At 68.2% G+C, this 14043-nt stretch carries 14 protein-coding genes and 1 pseudogene; 11 read left to right on the top strand and 4 right to left on the bottom strand.

The window, feature by feature from the left end; translation table 11 throughout:
• Positions 1 to 47: 47 nt before the first annotated feature.
• A complete protein-coding gene (locus AB0H86_RS08320; RefSeq protein WP_362434498.1) occupies positions 48 to 740 on the bottom strand; it encodes an alpha/beta hydrolase in 693 nt (230 codons plus the stop codon).
• Between the two features lie 355 nt (positions 741 to 1095).
• Here AB0H86_RS08320 and AB0H86_RS08315 point away from each other — a divergent pair.
• Positions 1096 to 1479 (top strand): annotated as a pseudogene (locus AB0H86_RS08315) (phosphotransferase); the annotation flags it as partial.
• Between the two features lie 135 nt (positions 1480 to 1614).
• Here AB0H86_RS08315 and AB0H86_RS08310 read toward each other — a convergent pair.
• On the bottom strand, positions 1615 to 2475 hold the full coding sequence (locus tag AB0H86_RS08310; protein WP_362434495.1) for a helix-turn-helix transcriptional regulator: 861 nt from the start codon (positions 2473 to 2475) through the stop codon (positions 1615 to 1617).
• Positions 2476 to 2665: 190 nt separating this feature from the next.
• Between AB0H86_RS08310 and AB0H86_RS08305 the strand changes: the two genes are divergently transcribed.
• From AB0H86_RS08305 to AB0H86_RS08290, 4 genes are read left to right on the top strand one after another with little or no spacing between them, the layout of a single operon-like run.
• Positions 2666 to 3427 carry an SDR family oxidoreductase gene (locus tag AB0H86_RS08305; RefSeq protein ID WP_362434493.1) on the top strand — a complete coding sequence of 254 codons (762 nt, stop codon included), beginning with the start codon at positions 2666 to 2668 and terminating at the stop codon, positions 3425 to 3427.
• A 36-nt stretch (positions 3428 to 3463) separates the two neighbouring features.
• Positions 3464 to 4219 (top strand): SDR family oxidoreductase, encoded by a 756-nt coding sequence (locus AB0H86_RS08300; RefSeq protein ID WP_362434490.1) that lies wholly within the window; start codon positions 3464 to 3466, stop codon positions 4217 to 4219.
• Between the two features lie 48 nt (positions 4220 to 4267).
• Complete coding sequence (locus AB0H86_RS08295; protein ID WP_362434488.1) at positions 4268 to 5029, top strand: VOC family protein; 762 nt, start codon at positions 4268 to 4270, stop codon at positions 5027 to 5029.
• Positions 5026 to 5796, top strand: a complete 771-nt coding sequence (locus tag AB0H86_RS08290) for an SDR family NAD(P)-dependent oxidoreductase (protein WP_362434485.1) — start codon at positions 5026 to 5028, stop codon at positions 5794 to 5796. The genes AB0H86_RS08295 and AB0H86_RS08290 overlap by 4 nt, the downstream gene beginning before the upstream one ends.
• Before the next feature lie 109 nt (positions 5797 to 5905).
• On the opposite strand, the gene AB0H86_RS08285 is transcribed toward AB0H86_RS08290, so the two are convergent.
• Both AB0H86_RS08285 and AB0H86_RS08280 read right to left on the bottom strand, forming a co-directional pair.
• Entirely contained in the window at positions 5906 to 6040 is a 135-nt protein-coding gene (locus AB0H86_RS08285) for a hypothetical protein (RefSeq protein ID WP_362434483.1), read from the bottom strand.
• Between the two features lie 57 nt (positions 6041 to 6097).
• Positions 6098 to 6730: a VOC family protein gene (locus tag AB0H86_RS08280; RefSeq protein WP_362434481.1), complete on the bottom strand. Its 633-nt coding sequence runs from the start codon at positions 6728 to 6730 to the stop codon at positions 6098 to 6100.
• 768 nt (positions 6731 to 7498) lie between these two features.
• On the opposite strand from AB0H86_RS08280, the gene AB0H86_RS08275 reads away from it, so the two are divergent.
• The 6 genes from AB0H86_RS08275 to AB0H86_RS08250 all read left to right on the top strand — a co-directional run bounded on the left by AB0H86_RS08275 (position 7499) and on the right by AB0H86_RS08250 (position 13930).
• Positions 7499 to 8074 carry a hypothetical protein gene (locus AB0H86_RS08275; RefSeq protein ID WP_362434479.1) on the top strand — a complete coding sequence of 192 codons (576 nt, stop codon included), beginning with the start codon at positions 7499 to 7501 and terminating at the stop codon, positions 8072 to 8074.
• Between the two features lie 90 nt (positions 8075 to 8164).
• Positions 8165 to 9538: a carotenoid oxygenase family protein gene (locus tag AB0H86_RS08270; protein WP_362434477.1), complete on the top strand. Its 1374-nt coding sequence runs from the start codon at positions 8165 to 8167 to the stop codon at positions 9536 to 9538.
• A gap of 3 nt (positions 9539 to 9541) precedes the next feature.
• Positions 9542 to 10480 (top strand): sigma-70 family RNA polymerase sigma factor, encoded by a 939-nt coding sequence (locus AB0H86_RS08265; RefSeq protein WP_362434475.1) that lies wholly within the window; start codon positions 9542 to 9544, stop codon positions 10478 to 10480.
• Between the two features lie 266 nt (positions 10481 to 10746).
• Complete coding sequence (locus AB0H86_RS08260) at positions 10747 to 11589, top strand: polyphosphate polymerase domain-containing protein (protein ID WP_362435244.1); 843 nt, start codon at positions 10747 to 10749, stop codon at positions 11587 to 11589.
• Positions 11586 to 12263 carry a DUF4956 domain-containing protein gene (locus AB0H86_RS08255; protein ID WP_362434473.1) on the top strand — a complete coding sequence of 226 codons (678 nt, stop codon included), beginning with the start codon at positions 11586 to 11588 and terminating at the stop codon, positions 12261 to 12263. Before AB0H86_RS08260 ends, AB0H86_RS08255 begins: the two co-directional genes overlap by 4 nt.
• Positions 12263 to 13930, top strand: coding sequence for a CotH kinase family protein (locus AB0H86_RS08250; RefSeq protein ID WP_362434470.1), 1668 nt, complete (start codon positions 12263 to 12265; stop codon positions 13928 to 13930). The genes AB0H86_RS08255 and AB0H86_RS08250 overlap by 1 nt, the downstream gene beginning before the upstream one ends.
• Positions 13931 to 14043 lie beyond the last annotated feature (113 nt).

Here is a 14043-nt window from a genome sequence, read left to right as displayed (position 1 = left end):
GGGTGTGGCGCTGCCCCGGGCAGAGCACCCGCGGGCGAGGTGTCGTGCTAGCCGGCGGCGCCGGCTGCGGCCTGCTTGATGAGGGTGGCGACGGCCTGCGGCTGTGACAGGTAGATCGAGTGGCTGCCACGTGCCTCGGCGATGGTCGAGCCTGCCCGCTCGGCCATGGACCGCTGGGCGGGCGGGGGGATCATACGGTCCTCCGTGGTGAGGAGGTACCAGCTGGGCTTCGTCCGCCACGCGGGCTCGCTGACCGCGCCGCCGAGCGCGTCGACACCCCACGGGACCTGCGAGTCGGCCATGAACTGTGCCTCGTCGGCGGGCAGGTCGCCGGCGAACGACTCGGCGAACTTGTCGCGGTCGAGGAACAGGAAGCCGTTCTGCGGGGGCAGGATGGGCGGAACGGGTGCGCCGGGCGGCGGGTCGGCGATGAGGGTGTTGACGGACTCGCCCTTGTCGGGCACGAACCCGGCGATGTAGACGAGGGCCGCGACAGTCGGGTGGGTACCGGCCTCACTGATGACCGCGCCCCCGTAGGAGTGCCCGACCAGGACGGTCGGGCCGTCCTGTCGGTCCAGGATCTGCCGGGTGGCGGTGGCGTCGCCCTCCAGCGACAGGGTCGGGTTCTGCACGACGCTGACGTTGTACCCGTCCTGGCGCAGCAGCTGGTAGACCCGCTGCCAGCCGGAGCCGTCGACGAATCCGCCGTGCACCAGGACCACGTTTCGTGCCGTGTTCATGCTGACCTCCAGGTCTGCCGGTCTGGTGAGGGACCTGAAGACGACGCTAGGCCCGTTCGGTGGAAGCCGCCTGCTGTCGGATGACCGGTCCGCCCGCCGGTCCGGAATCGGGAGGAGCGGGATCGTCGATCGGCGCGCCTGGCGACCGCGCCTGCTGCGGCGGCTGCGTGGGCCGGCGTGACAGGTTTTGACGAGCCGGCAGGAAAAAGGCGAGACGAGAGCAGGCTGACGTGAGCGATGCGCCGTAGCATGCGATCGCCTCAACCGGAGGGCGTATGGCTGCGCAGGTGATCCGGCTGGGCGACACCCTGCACAGGTCGGCGGACGTCTCCTCCGCTTTCATCGCCCGCCTGCTGTGGCTGTTGGAGCAGCAGGGCTTCGGTGGCGCTCCGCGCTACCTCGGCCAGGCCGGCGGAACGGACATCCTCACCTTCGTCGAGGGCCACCTGCCCGACCGCTTCCGCCCCTGGTCAGAGGGCCAGGGGCGGTCACAGCCCGGCTGCTGCGCGGGATGCACGACGCCACCCACGACTCCGCGCCGGCAGGCCGGTTCGATGTGCTGTGCCACCAGGATCCCGGGCCGAACAACACGGTCCTCCAAGACGGGGCGCCCGTGGCGTTCATCGACTTCTCCGAGGCCACCCCGGGAAACCGCCTGGAGGACGTCGGATACCTGGCCTGGACCTGTTCTTCGCGCTCAGCGTGTCTCATGAGACATACGGCCGACCACGAGTGCTGGGCCTGGGAGGCACTGCCGCTGGCGAAGTCCCAGGGAACATCACTCCTCGACAGCTGCCTGACACAGCTGGAGCAAACGCTTCGAGTCGCGAGTGCCTCTCTCGCGTGGGCGACCTGCCGGCGCAGCGACCGGTCCTCAGTCGGAGGCCGCCGTGGTGGACGCCCCGAGCCGTTGGCTTCCGATGACCGAGAGCAGTCGGAGCTTGTCGTGGTCCTCGGTGCCGGGGACCGCCGTGAACACCAGCAGCGATTGGGCCTGGTCCGGGTCGACGAGTGTCTGGCAGTGCACGGAGATCAGTCCGACCTGCGGGTGCAGGATCCTTTTGCGGTTGGTGTAGGAGATACCGACTTCGTGCTGGGCCCACAGTTCCGCGAACTCGGAACTCTCCGAGCACAGACGGTCGGCGAGCGCGGCAGCGTGTGAGCCGCGGCCTTCGCGGGAGGCGACCGTGCGGAGCTGGGCCACGTAGACGCGGCTGTGCGTCGGGTGGTCATCCGACACATAGTTCGTACGTTCATTCGAATTGGTGAACCATCGGTAGACGATGCTTCGCGCGAGCCCGGTGAAGCGTGTCTGGTCGCCGAGCAGGGCTACCGCCGGCGGGGTCTGCACGATCGTCTCGCCGGTGGCGGTGACGACCTGCGCGGGAGTGTCCTCGAGGCGGTCGAGGATGCGCATCATGCCGGCGTTGACGTGGTCGTCGCGTGTGGTGCGGGCCGGCGCGTTGTGGCCGGCGAGGACGAAGAGGTGATCGCGTTCGTCAAGGGTGAGCCGGAGCCCACGAGCGATCGCGGTGATCATCTGCTCCGAGGGCTGTGGTCCGCGGCCGCGTTCGAGACGGCTGTAGTAGTCCGTCGACATGCCGCACAGCGCGGCCACCTCTTCGCGTCGTAGCCCCGGCGTGCGTCGGCGCTGCCCGGGAGGAACGCCGACGTCGTCGGGTTGCAGCGCCTCTCGACGCCTACGGAGGAATGTCGCCAGGCCGCTCTGATCCATATCGACACTGTGCCTCACCAGGAGAGGGCTATCCACTGCCCGCCGATCCCAGGCTGAGCCCTCAGCCTGGGATCGGCGAGCAGTGGACAAGCAGGCACTGGATGGCTTCTCGGCTCGCGCGTCAACTGGTCATCGGGTTCGACAACAGCACCTCGAACCCTCCAGAGCGACCAGCGACCAAGGAGTCATCGTGAGCACCACTCAGAAGATCGCCGTCATCACCGGAGCCAACCGAGGTCTCGGACGCGCCTACGCACTGCACCTCGCCAGGGCAGGTGTCGATGTCGTGGTGACCTATCGAAGCAACCGGACCGAGGCCGAGGAGGTCGTGTCCGCCGTCACGGATCTGCGACGTTCCTCCGTCGCGCTGCGCCTCGACACCAGCGTCGTCAACACCTTCGCGGACTTCGCCGAGCGACTCGGCACCGAGCTCCAGACGCGCTGGGGCAGGACCACCTTCGACTTCCTCGTCAACAACGCCGGCACCGACCTGACCGCCCCGTTCACCGAGACGACCGAGAAGGACTTCGACGACCTGGTGGACGTACACCTCAAGGGCGTGTTCTTCCTTACCCAGACCCTGCTGCCGGCGCTTGCCGACGGCGGCGCCATCGTGAACGTCTCCAGCGGTCTGACCCGTTTCGCCGTCCCGGGGCATTCCGCCTACGGCGCCGTGAAAGGCGCGGTCGAGGTCCTCACCCGCTACCAGGCCAAGGAGCTCGGCAGCCGTGGTATCCGCGTGAACACCGTCGCGCCCGGTGCGACCGCGACCGACTTCGGCGGCGGCATGATGCACGACGAACAGGTCCGGAACTACCTCACCTCGCAGGTCGCGCTGGGACGCGTGGGCGAACCCGACGACATCGCGGGCGCGGTGACGGCACTTCTCTCGGATGCGAACCAGTGGGTCACCGCGCAGCGCATCGAGATCTCCGGCGGACAGAGCCTGTGAGCAGCGGTGAGGACAACGATTCCGATGACTGGTCCCATGAATGACCTGACCGGCAAGACGGCCGTGATCACGGGCTCTGCCCGAGGTATCGGCAGGGCGATCGCCCTGCGCTACGCGCACCTCGGCGCGAACATCGTGGTCAACTACGCCTCCAGCGGCAAGGAGGCCGCCGCCACGGTCGCCGAGATGGAACATCTGGGCGCGGAGGCGATCGCCATACAGGCCGACATGTCCGTCGTACCCGACATCCAGCGCCTCTTCACCGAGGCCACCGAGCGTTTCGGGCAGGTCGACATCGCTGTCGCCAACGCGGGTGTCGAGCTCATCGGCATCGATTTCCTCGACATCACCGAGGGACAGTTCGACCGTCTCTTCGCCATCAACACCAGGGGCACCTTCTTCACCCTGCAGGCGGCAGCGCGGCACGTCGTGAACGGCGGCCGGATCATCTACGTCGGTTCGAGCACGACGACCGAGCCGGTCCGCGGCGAAGGACTGTACGGGTCGAGCAAGACAGCACCGCGCTACGCCGTACAGGTCCTGGCACAGGAACTCGCTGACCGGGCAGTCACCGTCAACACGATCCTTCCCACGGCGATCGAGGGCGCCGGCGTGTTCACCGAGTCGGACCCCAACCACCCGGTCCGGCAGTTCGTCAACCAGCCCGGGCGCATCGGCCGCCGGATGGGGACAGTCGACGATGTCGCGGACGCCGCCGAGTATCTCGCCTCCGGCCTCGCGGCCTGGGTCAGCGGGCAGAGCCTCCTGATCAGCGGGGGCGCACTCCAGTGACCGTGCCGAAGCCCGCGTGGACCGCAGCACGCTGAACGGAGCATGACCATGACTACGACCACGACTGACGACGCGTCCCAGACCGCCGTAGGGCCCAGGTGGGCAAGCCTCGCCTCGGCCGACCCGCACACCGTCGCTTCCTTCTACACGGCCGTGCTGGGCTGGGCCATCACGGAGACTGACGGTCGGCTGACCGCAGCCGTCGCGGGCACGCCGGTGGCCGACATCGTCGACATCACCGGGGTCGACGGGTCCCCCGGATGGCTCATCCACTTCGACGTCGACGACCCCGAAACCGCGTTGACTGCCGTCTCCACGGCCGCCGGAACGGTCCTCGCCGCCGGCGGCTCCGCCGGGACCGCGGTCGTGATCGACCCCAACGGAACGCGGTTCGCACTCCGCGCGCCCACCACACGGCACGGCGAGCGGCCCGCACACGGCACCCTCGCATGGGGCGAACTGATCACCGACGACGTCGACACGTCCGCAGCGTTCTACCACGGCGCCTTCGGGTGGGAGCTCACGGAGCCGACTGGTCCCCTCGGCCGCCGCGAGTGGCAGACACACGGCAGACCTTTCTCCGGGCTCCTGCCACGGCCTTTGGCCATGCCTGCCGAGACCCCCGCGTACTGGGATGTCTACTTCGCCGTCGACGACATCGAGGCCGCCGTGACGGCCGCCACCGAACACAACGGCACCCGGCTCATGCCGCCGACGCCGATCGAAATCGGCACGATCGCGGTCTTCCTCGACCCCGCAGGCGCCGTATTCACACTCGTCCAGCTCACCACCGAGGAGGCCGTCGCATGACCACCAGCACCCACGCCAAGCGCGACAAGACCGGCAAGGTCGGGCTCGTCACCGGCGCAGGATCTGGGCTCGGCGAGGCGTCCGCCAGGCGACTCGCCGCGGACGGTGCGCGGATCGTCGTCGCCGACCGTGACGCAGAGGCCGCCGAACGCGTCGCCGCGGAACTCCGCGCCGCCGGACATCTCGCATCCGCGTTCGCCGCGGACGTCCGCTCGTTCGACGACACCGAGCGGCTCGTCGCTTTCACTGTGGCGACCTACGGCGCCCTCGACATCGCCTTCAACAACGCCGGCATCACGCCCGGCCTGGTCGAGGTCCACGACATCGCTCCCGACGACTGGAACGACGTCATCACCATCAACCTGACCGGTGTCTTCCACAGCATGAAGGCCGAGATCACCCACATGCTCGAAGCCGGCGGTGGGACCATCCTCAACATGGCCTCCACCGCCGGGGTGATGGCCCACGCCGGGCGGGCCGCATACTCGGCCGCCAAGCACGGCATCGTCGGCCTCACCCGTTCTGCCGCGGTCGAATACGCGAAGCGCGGCATCCGCGTCAACGCCGTGGCACCCGGCCCGATCGACGCCCCATCGGCACGAGCACTCCCGCCGGAGGCCCGCGCCTCCATCGCCGCGAAGACCGCGATGGGCCGCGTGGGCCAGGTCGACGAGGTCGCAGGCGTGGTGAGCTTCCTGCTCTCGGACGAAGCCGCCTTCGTCACTGGCTCCGTCTACGAGGTCAACGGCGGCCAGACCCAGCTCTGAACACCGCACCAGGCCGCCGCGTACTGATCAAGGCGTCGGTTCTGCCACATTCACGACACCGGTTCGCAGCCGCACTCACCGTGGTGGTGCCGGTCGAAGATCCCGCTCGTCACTCGGACGCCTCGCGGAGTTTGGGAAGGAGTTGGTCGCCGATACGACCGATCTCCTGCTTGTACGGCGTGTCGGACAGAACGAAGTGCGTGATGCCGAGCTTGCGGTAACACAGACCCGGGCGGGAGTTCACCGCCCACGACCATCGTGCGGATGGCCTCGTACTGCGCGGCGGCGGAGTCGTACCCGCTCATGCGAAGGTCACCGGCCCCCGTGGGGTGTCGATGGTGAACGACAGCTTCAACGGGCCGGTGGTCAGGGGTAGTTCGGTGCCGACGGCCAGCAGCAGGGGACGGATGGCGTCCGGGGCCGGGCTCTGGGCCGACAGCTCCAGCAAGGGTGTCCGCGGAAGGGCCGCCTCGGTGGGATGGGCCGACCCGGTCCAGTCGATGAGGAACGGGACCAGGCCGGAGGGATCCGCGGTCTCCGAGGAGGTCAGGCGCCAGTCCAGCACGGTGCCGTCCGGGCGGCGGCGGCTCATCGGGAACACGGGCCCGGGGTCGTAGCCGGCCGCGCGGGCGTGCGTCACCGTCTCGTCCAGGTCGGGGGGACTGATCGCCCAGGTCACGGTCCGCGGGCCGGTCAGGCCGTCGATCCCGAAGGGGCGCGGCAGCGTGGGCTCGGGTTGGTCCGGATCCGGGCCGATGATTTCGAGATAGCCGGAACCGCCCAGCGACACCAGGTAGTTGCGGGTGCCGCGACCGGGATGGGCACCGCCCGGGGCCGGCTCGACGCCGGTGCGCCGGGCGAAGTCGGCGAGTGTCACGTCGAGTTCGGGCGTGGCATGGACGACGTGGTCGAGGTGTGCAGGAAGGGCGTTCACCCTTGGGGAGGTTACGTACACGCGTGTATACGTTCAAGTCTTGGCGTCACGGAGAGCACGCGGATGACGTCACAACGCATCGAGCCCGAAAGTCTGTTTGGGAGGAGCTGTCGTGACGTCCACCATGCACGGCTCCGCCATCCGTCTCGTCGGCCTCGACCGTGCCCTGCGTCGGCACATCGACCTGTTGGGCGTCTCCGGCACCCTTTGTCGCGCCTGACCTGCGGCCGCCGTCTGTGACGTACGGCCGCTCCCGCGCGCTCGGTTGCGGGTCCTGACGAGCCCTCGCGCGTTTCTCGCCTACCCTTCTCCTGCCTCTTTTCCCGGTCACCGCCGTGTGCGCGCACACGTCGAGGCGGCCACATCGCCGTGCTTTGGTAATCGCGCCCCTGGAGGATCCCGTGCGCCTCGCGGAGGACGCTGGTCGTCGACGAGATCAGTGAGGGTCAGCTCGAACTCGGCCTCGGTAACGGGGGGTTCGGAGTTCTGCTTTCTCAAGGCCCGCCTCAACCCGCTCTGATGCTCACCGGTTGCTCACCGGTTGCTCATCGGTCACGCCTCGGCACCAGGTATCCAGGGTCTGGTTCGAAGTCCGGTGTGGCGGGCGGGGCGTGACCGTGTAGTAGGCGAGGTCTCCGGCAGAGGGTTCATCGCAGATCCTGTGACGCAGAGCCTGTGACGAGCGTCACCCTCAAGCCTTCGAACTTCGACACACGCCATGCATCTAGTACGCGTCTGACAACTGACCCTTCACCAAGGAACGAACACATGGGTTACATGCGCGGCTTCATCCCCTGGATCGTCTCGGGCGTCGTCTCGTCCTTCGACTGGCGCTGGGGTGCGATCGGGGGCCTCGTCTCGGGCCTGCTTCTCCTGTTGCAGGACCGCAGGCGGGGAGTTGCCATCGACGCTCTGGTCCTGGACATCGCCACCATCGCCTACTTCGTCGTGGTCGGCGCAGTGGCCGTCGTCAGTCCGGACTCGGGCCTGTCGGAGCACACCGACGTCATCTCCTTCGGCTGGCTGGCCGCCACCGCCTGGGGGAGTCTGGCGATCCGTCGTCCCTTCACGCTGGGCATCGCCAAGCGGCAGACGCCGCGCGAGTACTGGGACATGCCGGAGTTCGTCCAGGTCAACAACCACATCACCAGTGTGTGGGGCGTCGGCTTCACCGTCATCGGCGTCAGCCTGCTCATCTGCGGCGCGATGGACGCCCCGGCCTGGGTGGGCATCACCGCCCATGTCGTCGGGCTCCTCGGTCCCGCCGTCTTCACGAAGGTCTACCCCGCCCGGGTCCAGGCCCGAATGCAGGCCCAGGCGCCGGCAACGGCCCTTCCTCGATAGACCTGCTTTCCAGTACGTCGCCGGGAACCCGACCGCTGACCAGGTCCGGTTCCCGGCGGGGGCCACAAACGACCCGACAAGGACAGCCGCATGACCGACGAGACAACTCTTCCCCTGTATCTGCGGGGCCGCTTCGCCCCGGTACCCGAGGAGCACACCGCGACCGATCTCACCGTGCGGGGTTCGCTGCCGCCCGAGTTGGACGGCCGCTATCTGCGCAACGGCCCCAACCCGCTGCCCGGTGAGGACGAGGGGCACTGGTTCACCGGCCCCGGCATGCTTCACGGCATCCGGCTGCGAGGCGGACGCGCCGAGTGGTACCGCAACCGGTGGGTGCGCACCCGGGAGTTGGAGGGACACCCCTTCGTCCGCGAGGACTTCACCATCGACCTGGCCGCGACGCCCGCCAACACCCATGTGATCCGGCATGCCGACACCGTGCTGGCCCTGTGCGAGGTCGGCCTTCCCTACTGGGTCACCCCTGAGTTGGAGACGGTGGGACCGTACGACTTCGGCGGCCGGCTGCGCACCGCGATGACCGCACACCCCAAGGAGGACCCGGTCACCGGTGAACTCCACCTGTTCGGGACCGGGTTCGCCCCGCCCTACCTGACCTATCACCGGGTCACGGCGGAAGGGGCCCTGCTCGACAGCCGGCCGATCGAGGTGCCGGGCCCGACGATGATGCACGACTTCGCCATCACCGAGCGGCACATCGTCTGGATGGACCTGCCCGTCGTCTTCGAGCCCGCCCTGGCCGGGCGCGGCGGCATGCCCTACCGGTGGGACGAGGCGTACGGCGCACGCCTCGGGGTCATGTCCCGCACGCCCGGCAGCACCGACGTGCGGTGGTACGAGATCGATCCCTGCTATGTGTTTCATGTGGGCAACGCCTACGAGGACACGCAGGGGCGCATCGTCCTGGACGCGGTGCGCTACGACCCTGCCGAATTCCAGCGGAGCTGGTCGGACATCGGAGGTCCCACAGGGCCGAGCAGTCTGGCACCGGACCACTCGCGGACCCCGGCCGCTCTGCACCGCTGGCTGCTGGACCCGGCCACGGGCCGCGTCACCGAATCCCAACTGGACGACCGGGCAGCCGAGTTCCCCACGCACAACGAGTCCCTCACCGGGCGCCCTCACCGCTACCTGTACACCGTCTCAAATGACGGCATCGCCAAACACGATCTCACCCACGGCACCGGTAGCACCCATGAGACGCCGGGCAGCCGTTACGCCGGGGAGGCGGTCTTCGTACCGGCGGCGGACGGCACCGGCGAGGACGAGGGCTGGCTGCTGACGCTCGTATCGGACGACGACGGGGAGGCAGGGGAACTCCTCGTGCTGGACGCCGCGGAACTCTCCGTCCAGGCCGTGGTGGAATTGCCTCACCCCGTGCCTGCCGGGTTCCACGGAAGCTGGCTGCCGGACGTTCACCGTGACGCATCGCCGCGGAGGCATTGACATATGACACCCCTCAGCCCACCCACGGACGAGGAACTCACTCGCCGGGCGCAAGCCGGTGAGACCGGAGCCCTCGGGCTGCTGCTGGCCCGGCATCAGGCGCCGATGCGCGCGGTGGCGCTGAGCCTGCTCGGCTACGGCCCCGACGCGGAGGACGCGATGCAGGACGCGGCGCTGACCGCGCTGCGACGTATCGGCGACGTACGGGATCCCGCTGCCGTGGGAGCGTGGCTGCGGGCGATCGTGCGCAACAGCGCCCGTATGCGGCTGCGCGCCACATGGGAGACGCCCGGACTGGACGACCTCGACCACCTGTACCCGTGTGATCACGAGCCGTCGCACCCCGAGCGTGTCGTCGAGCGGCACGCGATGCGGGACTGGATCTGGGACGCGGTGGAGGAACTGCCGCAGCGACTGCGACTGGTGCTGATGCTGCGGCATTTCAGCGGTATCACCTCGTACCACGAGATCGCCGCGGCGTGCGAGATACCGGTCGGCACGGTGCGCAGCCGACTCAATCAGGCCCGGGCGAAGCTGGCCGATGTGCTGTTGTCGACCGCGGAGCAGGCGCACGACGACGCTTCCGTTCTCACCGAGGACAGCAGGCAGGAGGCCTTGGTGACCTTGCAGGGTTCCGTGTGCGGCAGCCTGCCCCGGGAGATAGCCGAGCTGTGGCCGGCGGAGACCGAACTGCTCGGCCGGCTCAGCCGGCCGGGAGAACGCACCCATCCCATCCCGGCCATGCGGCAGAACCTGGATGCCGGGGTGCGCCAGCACCTGCGCCATGTCGTGGCCAGCCGGGACATCACCATCTGGGAGATGGACGTCACCAACCCACCCGGCGCCATCAGCCCCTGCCCGCCAACCCTGGCCTGGCTCATGGTCCGTAGCGACAGAAGGGTTCGCACCCTCCGGGTGGTCTTTCCCGAGCCGACGCGGTGAGCACGCCGCTCCGAGCCTCCTGGGTCCCCGTCCCGTCGTTTTCTGTTCACCTTCTCGTCTCGTAAAAGACTCGTGGAATCAACCCGTGATTCTCATGGGCTCCTCATCCGCCGTTGGTTGCGTGTTCCAGGCCGGTCGGTCCGCAACGTACGAGATGGAGGAGGCGCATGGTGTTCCTGTCGAAGGCAGCCGCGGCGCGCGAGGGCCGGGCACAAGAGGCCCGGGCACATGACACCGGGGATCTGGAGGACGCGGAGCCGTTGCATGTGGCCAGTCGGCTGCATGCGTTCAACCGGTTCGAGCTGAAGTACCTGGTCCCGGTGGAGCAGGCCGCGGAGATCCGGGATGAGCTCTCCGAGCGGATGGACCGAGACCTGCACAGCCCGGTCGGCGGGTACGGAGTGTGGAGTCTGTACTACGACACTCCCCAACTGCGCTTCTACTGGGAGAAGATCGAGGGCCTGAAGTTCCGGCGCAAGCTGCGCATCCGCCACTACGGCAATCTCGACGGGGTCACCGACGAGTCGCCGGTCTGTGTGGAGATCAAGCAGCGAGTCAACCGGGTCACGCAGAAGCGCCGCATCACTCTTCCCTACGGTGCGGCACGCCGGTTGTGCGACGGCCGGGAGATGGTGGAGCACTCGGCGAAGGAGAGCGCCTTCATCCAGGAGGTCCTCGAGCTGGTCGTACGGCTGAACCTCCAGCCCGCCGCGATCACCGGATATCAGCGCGAAGCCCTGGTCGGGCGGCACACGGACACCGGACTGCGGGTCACCTTCGACCGGCGTATCCGCGGCCGGGACCGGGACTTCCACTTCGGCACCGAGACGCCGGAGAACCGGTTCACGATCCCGCCGCACATGTCGGTCATGGAGATCAAGGTGAACGAGCGCACCCCGCACTGGATCACCGACCTGGCCGCGCGGCGCAATCTCAACCTCGTTCGGATCTCGAAGTACGTGCAGTCCATCGAGGCGTTCGGGCTGGCCCCGCGTTCGATCTTCCACGTCAACGAGGCGGGCTACCCCCCGCCCGCCCCCACCGAACAGCAGCCGCTGGAGCAGCGGCCGGCGCAGGACGATGCGTCGTTGAAGATTGGAGCAAAGTGAACTTCAACCTACAGGAACTCAGCGGCACGTTCAGCGTGACCGACGTGGTGGCGGCGATGGCGCTGTCGTTCATCCTGTCCACTCTGATCGGCTACGTGTACCGGTACACGCACCGCAACGTCTCCTACAGTCAGTCCTACGTGCAGACCCTGGTCATCGTCGGCATGATCGTCGCCTTGATCATGCTGGTCGTCGGTTCGAACCTGGCCCGTGCGTTCTCGCTGGTCGGCGCGTTGTCCGTGGTCCGCTTCCGCAACGCGGTCAAGGAGACCAGGGACGTCGGCTTCATCTTCCTGGCCATGGCGATCGGCATGGCCTGCGGCGCCCGCTTCTACACGCTGGCCGCGGTCGGAGCCGTGGTCATCTGCACGGTCGTCCTGGTGATGTTCAAGTTCAACTGGTTCGCCCTCAACGTCCAGCGGCAGGTCGTCAAGGTCCAGGTCCCGGCCGGTGACGACTACACCCCGCAGATCCGCGACGTCCTGATCAAGTACACCAGCGAGTTCGAGCTGGTGAGCACCGAGACGATCCGGGGCGGCGCACTGACCGAGGTGTTCTACGCGGTGCGCCTGAAGAAGGGTGCCGAACCCGGCGACCTGGTCAGCGCGTTGCAGGAACGGACCGCCGGTCAGCGGGTGACGGTCCTGACCGGTTACGACACGACGGACCTGTGATGAGCGGTGAGAACACCGTGCGGCGCGGGCGGCGGCTGCGGGACCGCCTTCCCGTCCGGCTGCGTCAGCACTGGAAGCCTGGCGCGGCGCTGGGTGTCGGGCTCGCCGCGATGGTCGTCTTCCTCGGCGATGTGCGGATCTCCCCGTATGTGACGTCGTCCTCGCAGGTCGAGGCGGACGCCATCACGGAGAACGTCGAGGGAACGGTGGACCTGTACGACACCTCGGCGTCGCACTCGGTCCAACTCACCTTCCAGCAGACCGACTTCGACAAGATGATGAAGGAGTTCAAGGAGGACGGCACCAAGGACTACATCCAGGCCGACCTCGTCATCGACGGCGTCTACCTCAATGACGTCGGGATCCGTCTCAAGGGGAATTCCACGTTGTCGTCCCTGCGCGGCAGCCAGGGCATGCCCGGTGGCGGCCGGGATCTGCCCGATGACGCGCAGGGCGCTCCGGCCGGCGCCGCCGCCGGCGGGGCCGGAGGCCGGGACCGCGGCCAGGGCCAGACGGCAGGCGGCGGTCCCGGCGGAGCAGGCGGAGGCGGCGGAGGGGGCGGGATGGTGCAGTTCAACCTGTCCGAGACGAAGCCCGAGGAGCTGCCCTGGCTCATCAAGATCGACGAGTATGTCGAAGGACGGGCCTACCAGGGTGAGCGGAAGATCTCTCTGCGCCCCGGCAGCAACGGTCAAGTGCCCCTCAACGAGGCGCTGGCGCTGTCCTTGACGAAGGGGAGCGGGCAGAAGGCCGAGCGGTACGGTTTCACCGAGCTGAAGGTGAACAACCGGCCCGCCGTCAGCCGGCTCATGGTCGAGGCGCCCGACACCGACTACGCCGACGGCAACGGCGTGCTGTACAAGGCGAGGGCCGGCGGCAGTTTCGAGTACCGCGGTGAGGACCCCACCGAGTACGAGAGCTCCTTCAAGCAGCTCAACAAGAAGGGCAGTCAGGACCTCGAACCGGTGATGAAGCTCATCAAGTGGGTCGACAGCGCCTCGGACAAGGAGTTCGCCCGCGATCTCGACAAGTACGTCGATGTCGACTCGCTGGCCGCCTATGTCGCCGGGCAGAACCTGCTGCTGAACTTCGACGACATGGCCGGCCCCGGCAAGAACTACCTGCTGTGGTACGACCTGGACACCAAGAAGTTCTCCGTCCTGGGCTGGGACTACAACCTGACCTTCAGCGGAGACGCGACGGCCGGGCCGGACGACTCGATCAGCATGGGCGGCGGCATGCCGGGCGGCGGCGCAGGCGCCGGCGGTCAGGGGAACAACGCGCAGCAGCCGCCCGCAGGCAGTACGGCACCCTCTGGTGCCCCCCAAGCCCAGCCCAGCGGCACGCCCGAAGGAATGCCGGAAGGGATGCCCGGCGGTCAACAAGGGGGCGGTGACGCGAGGGGCGGGGGCTCCATGCAGCACGCCCTGAAGAGCAGGTTCCTCGAGGCCGACGCCCTCGACGCCGTCTACAAGAAGGCGTACCAGGAGCTGTACCAGAAGTTCTACGGCTCGGGCACGGCGGCGAAGGAGCTGAAGGCCATCGCGCAACAGGCACGCGCCGCCGGAGCCGACTCCGAGGAACTGACCACCGCCGTGACCAAGCTCGCGAAGACCGTCACCGACCGGACCGCGGCCCTGGCCAAGGACAAGGAAGTGACCGGCTGAAAATCCCGGCATCCTGGGCCGCCCTGCCCCCCGAAAGCGCCGCCCGGGATGCCGGATCAGACCCTGTGACGACACTCATCCACAGATTCGCTGCCTACCATGGCGCCTCCCAC

Source organism: Streptomyces sp. NPDC050997 (assembly GCF_040660135.1).
Taxonomy (GTDB): domain Bacteria; phylum Actinomycetota; class Actinomycetes; order Streptomycetales; family Streptomycetaceae; genus Streptomyces.
The sequence above is the reverse complement of the archived record's forward strand: the minus strand, read 5'-3'. Positions and strand labels throughout refer to the sequence as shown.

Excerpts from the sequence above, each read along its gene's own strand:
- AB0H86_RS08320 (WP_362434498.1), bottom strand. The coding sequence starts at position 740 with ATGAACACGGCACGAAACGTGGTCCTGGTGCACGGCGGATTCGTCGAC.
- AB0H86_RS08310 (WP_362434495.1), bottom strand. The coding sequence starts at position 2,475 with ATGGATCAGAGCGGCCTGGCGACATTCCTCCGTAGGCGTCGAGAGGCG.
- AB0H86_RS08300 (WP_362434490.1), top strand. The coding sequence starts at position 3,464 with ATGAATGACCTGACCGGCAAGACGGCCGTGATCACGGGCTCTGCCCGA.
- AB0H86_RS08295 (WP_362434488.1), top strand. The coding sequence starts at position 4,268 with ATGACTACGACCACGACTGACGACGCGTCCCAGACCGCCGTAGGGCCC.
- AB0H86_RS08290 (WP_362434485.1), top strand. The coding sequence starts at position 5,026 with ATGACCACCAGCACCCACGCCAAGCGCGACAAGACCGGCAAGGTCGGG.
- AB0H86_RS08275 (WP_362434479.1), top strand. The coding sequence starts at position 7,499 with ATGGGTTACATGCGCGGCTTCATCCCCTGGATCGTCTCGGGCGTCGTC.
- AB0H86_RS08270 (WP_362434477.1), top strand. The coding sequence starts at position 8,165 with ATGACCGACGAGACAACTCTTCCCCTGTATCTGCGGGGCCGCTTCGCC.
- AB0H86_RS08265 (WP_362434475.1), top strand. The coding sequence starts at position 9,542 with ATGACACCCCTCAGCCCACCCACGGACGAGGAACTCACTCGCCGGGCG.
- AB0H86_RS08250 (WP_362434470.1), top strand. The coding sequence starts at position 12,263 with ATGAGCGGTGAGAACACCGTGCGGCGCGGGCGGCGGCTGCGGGACCGC.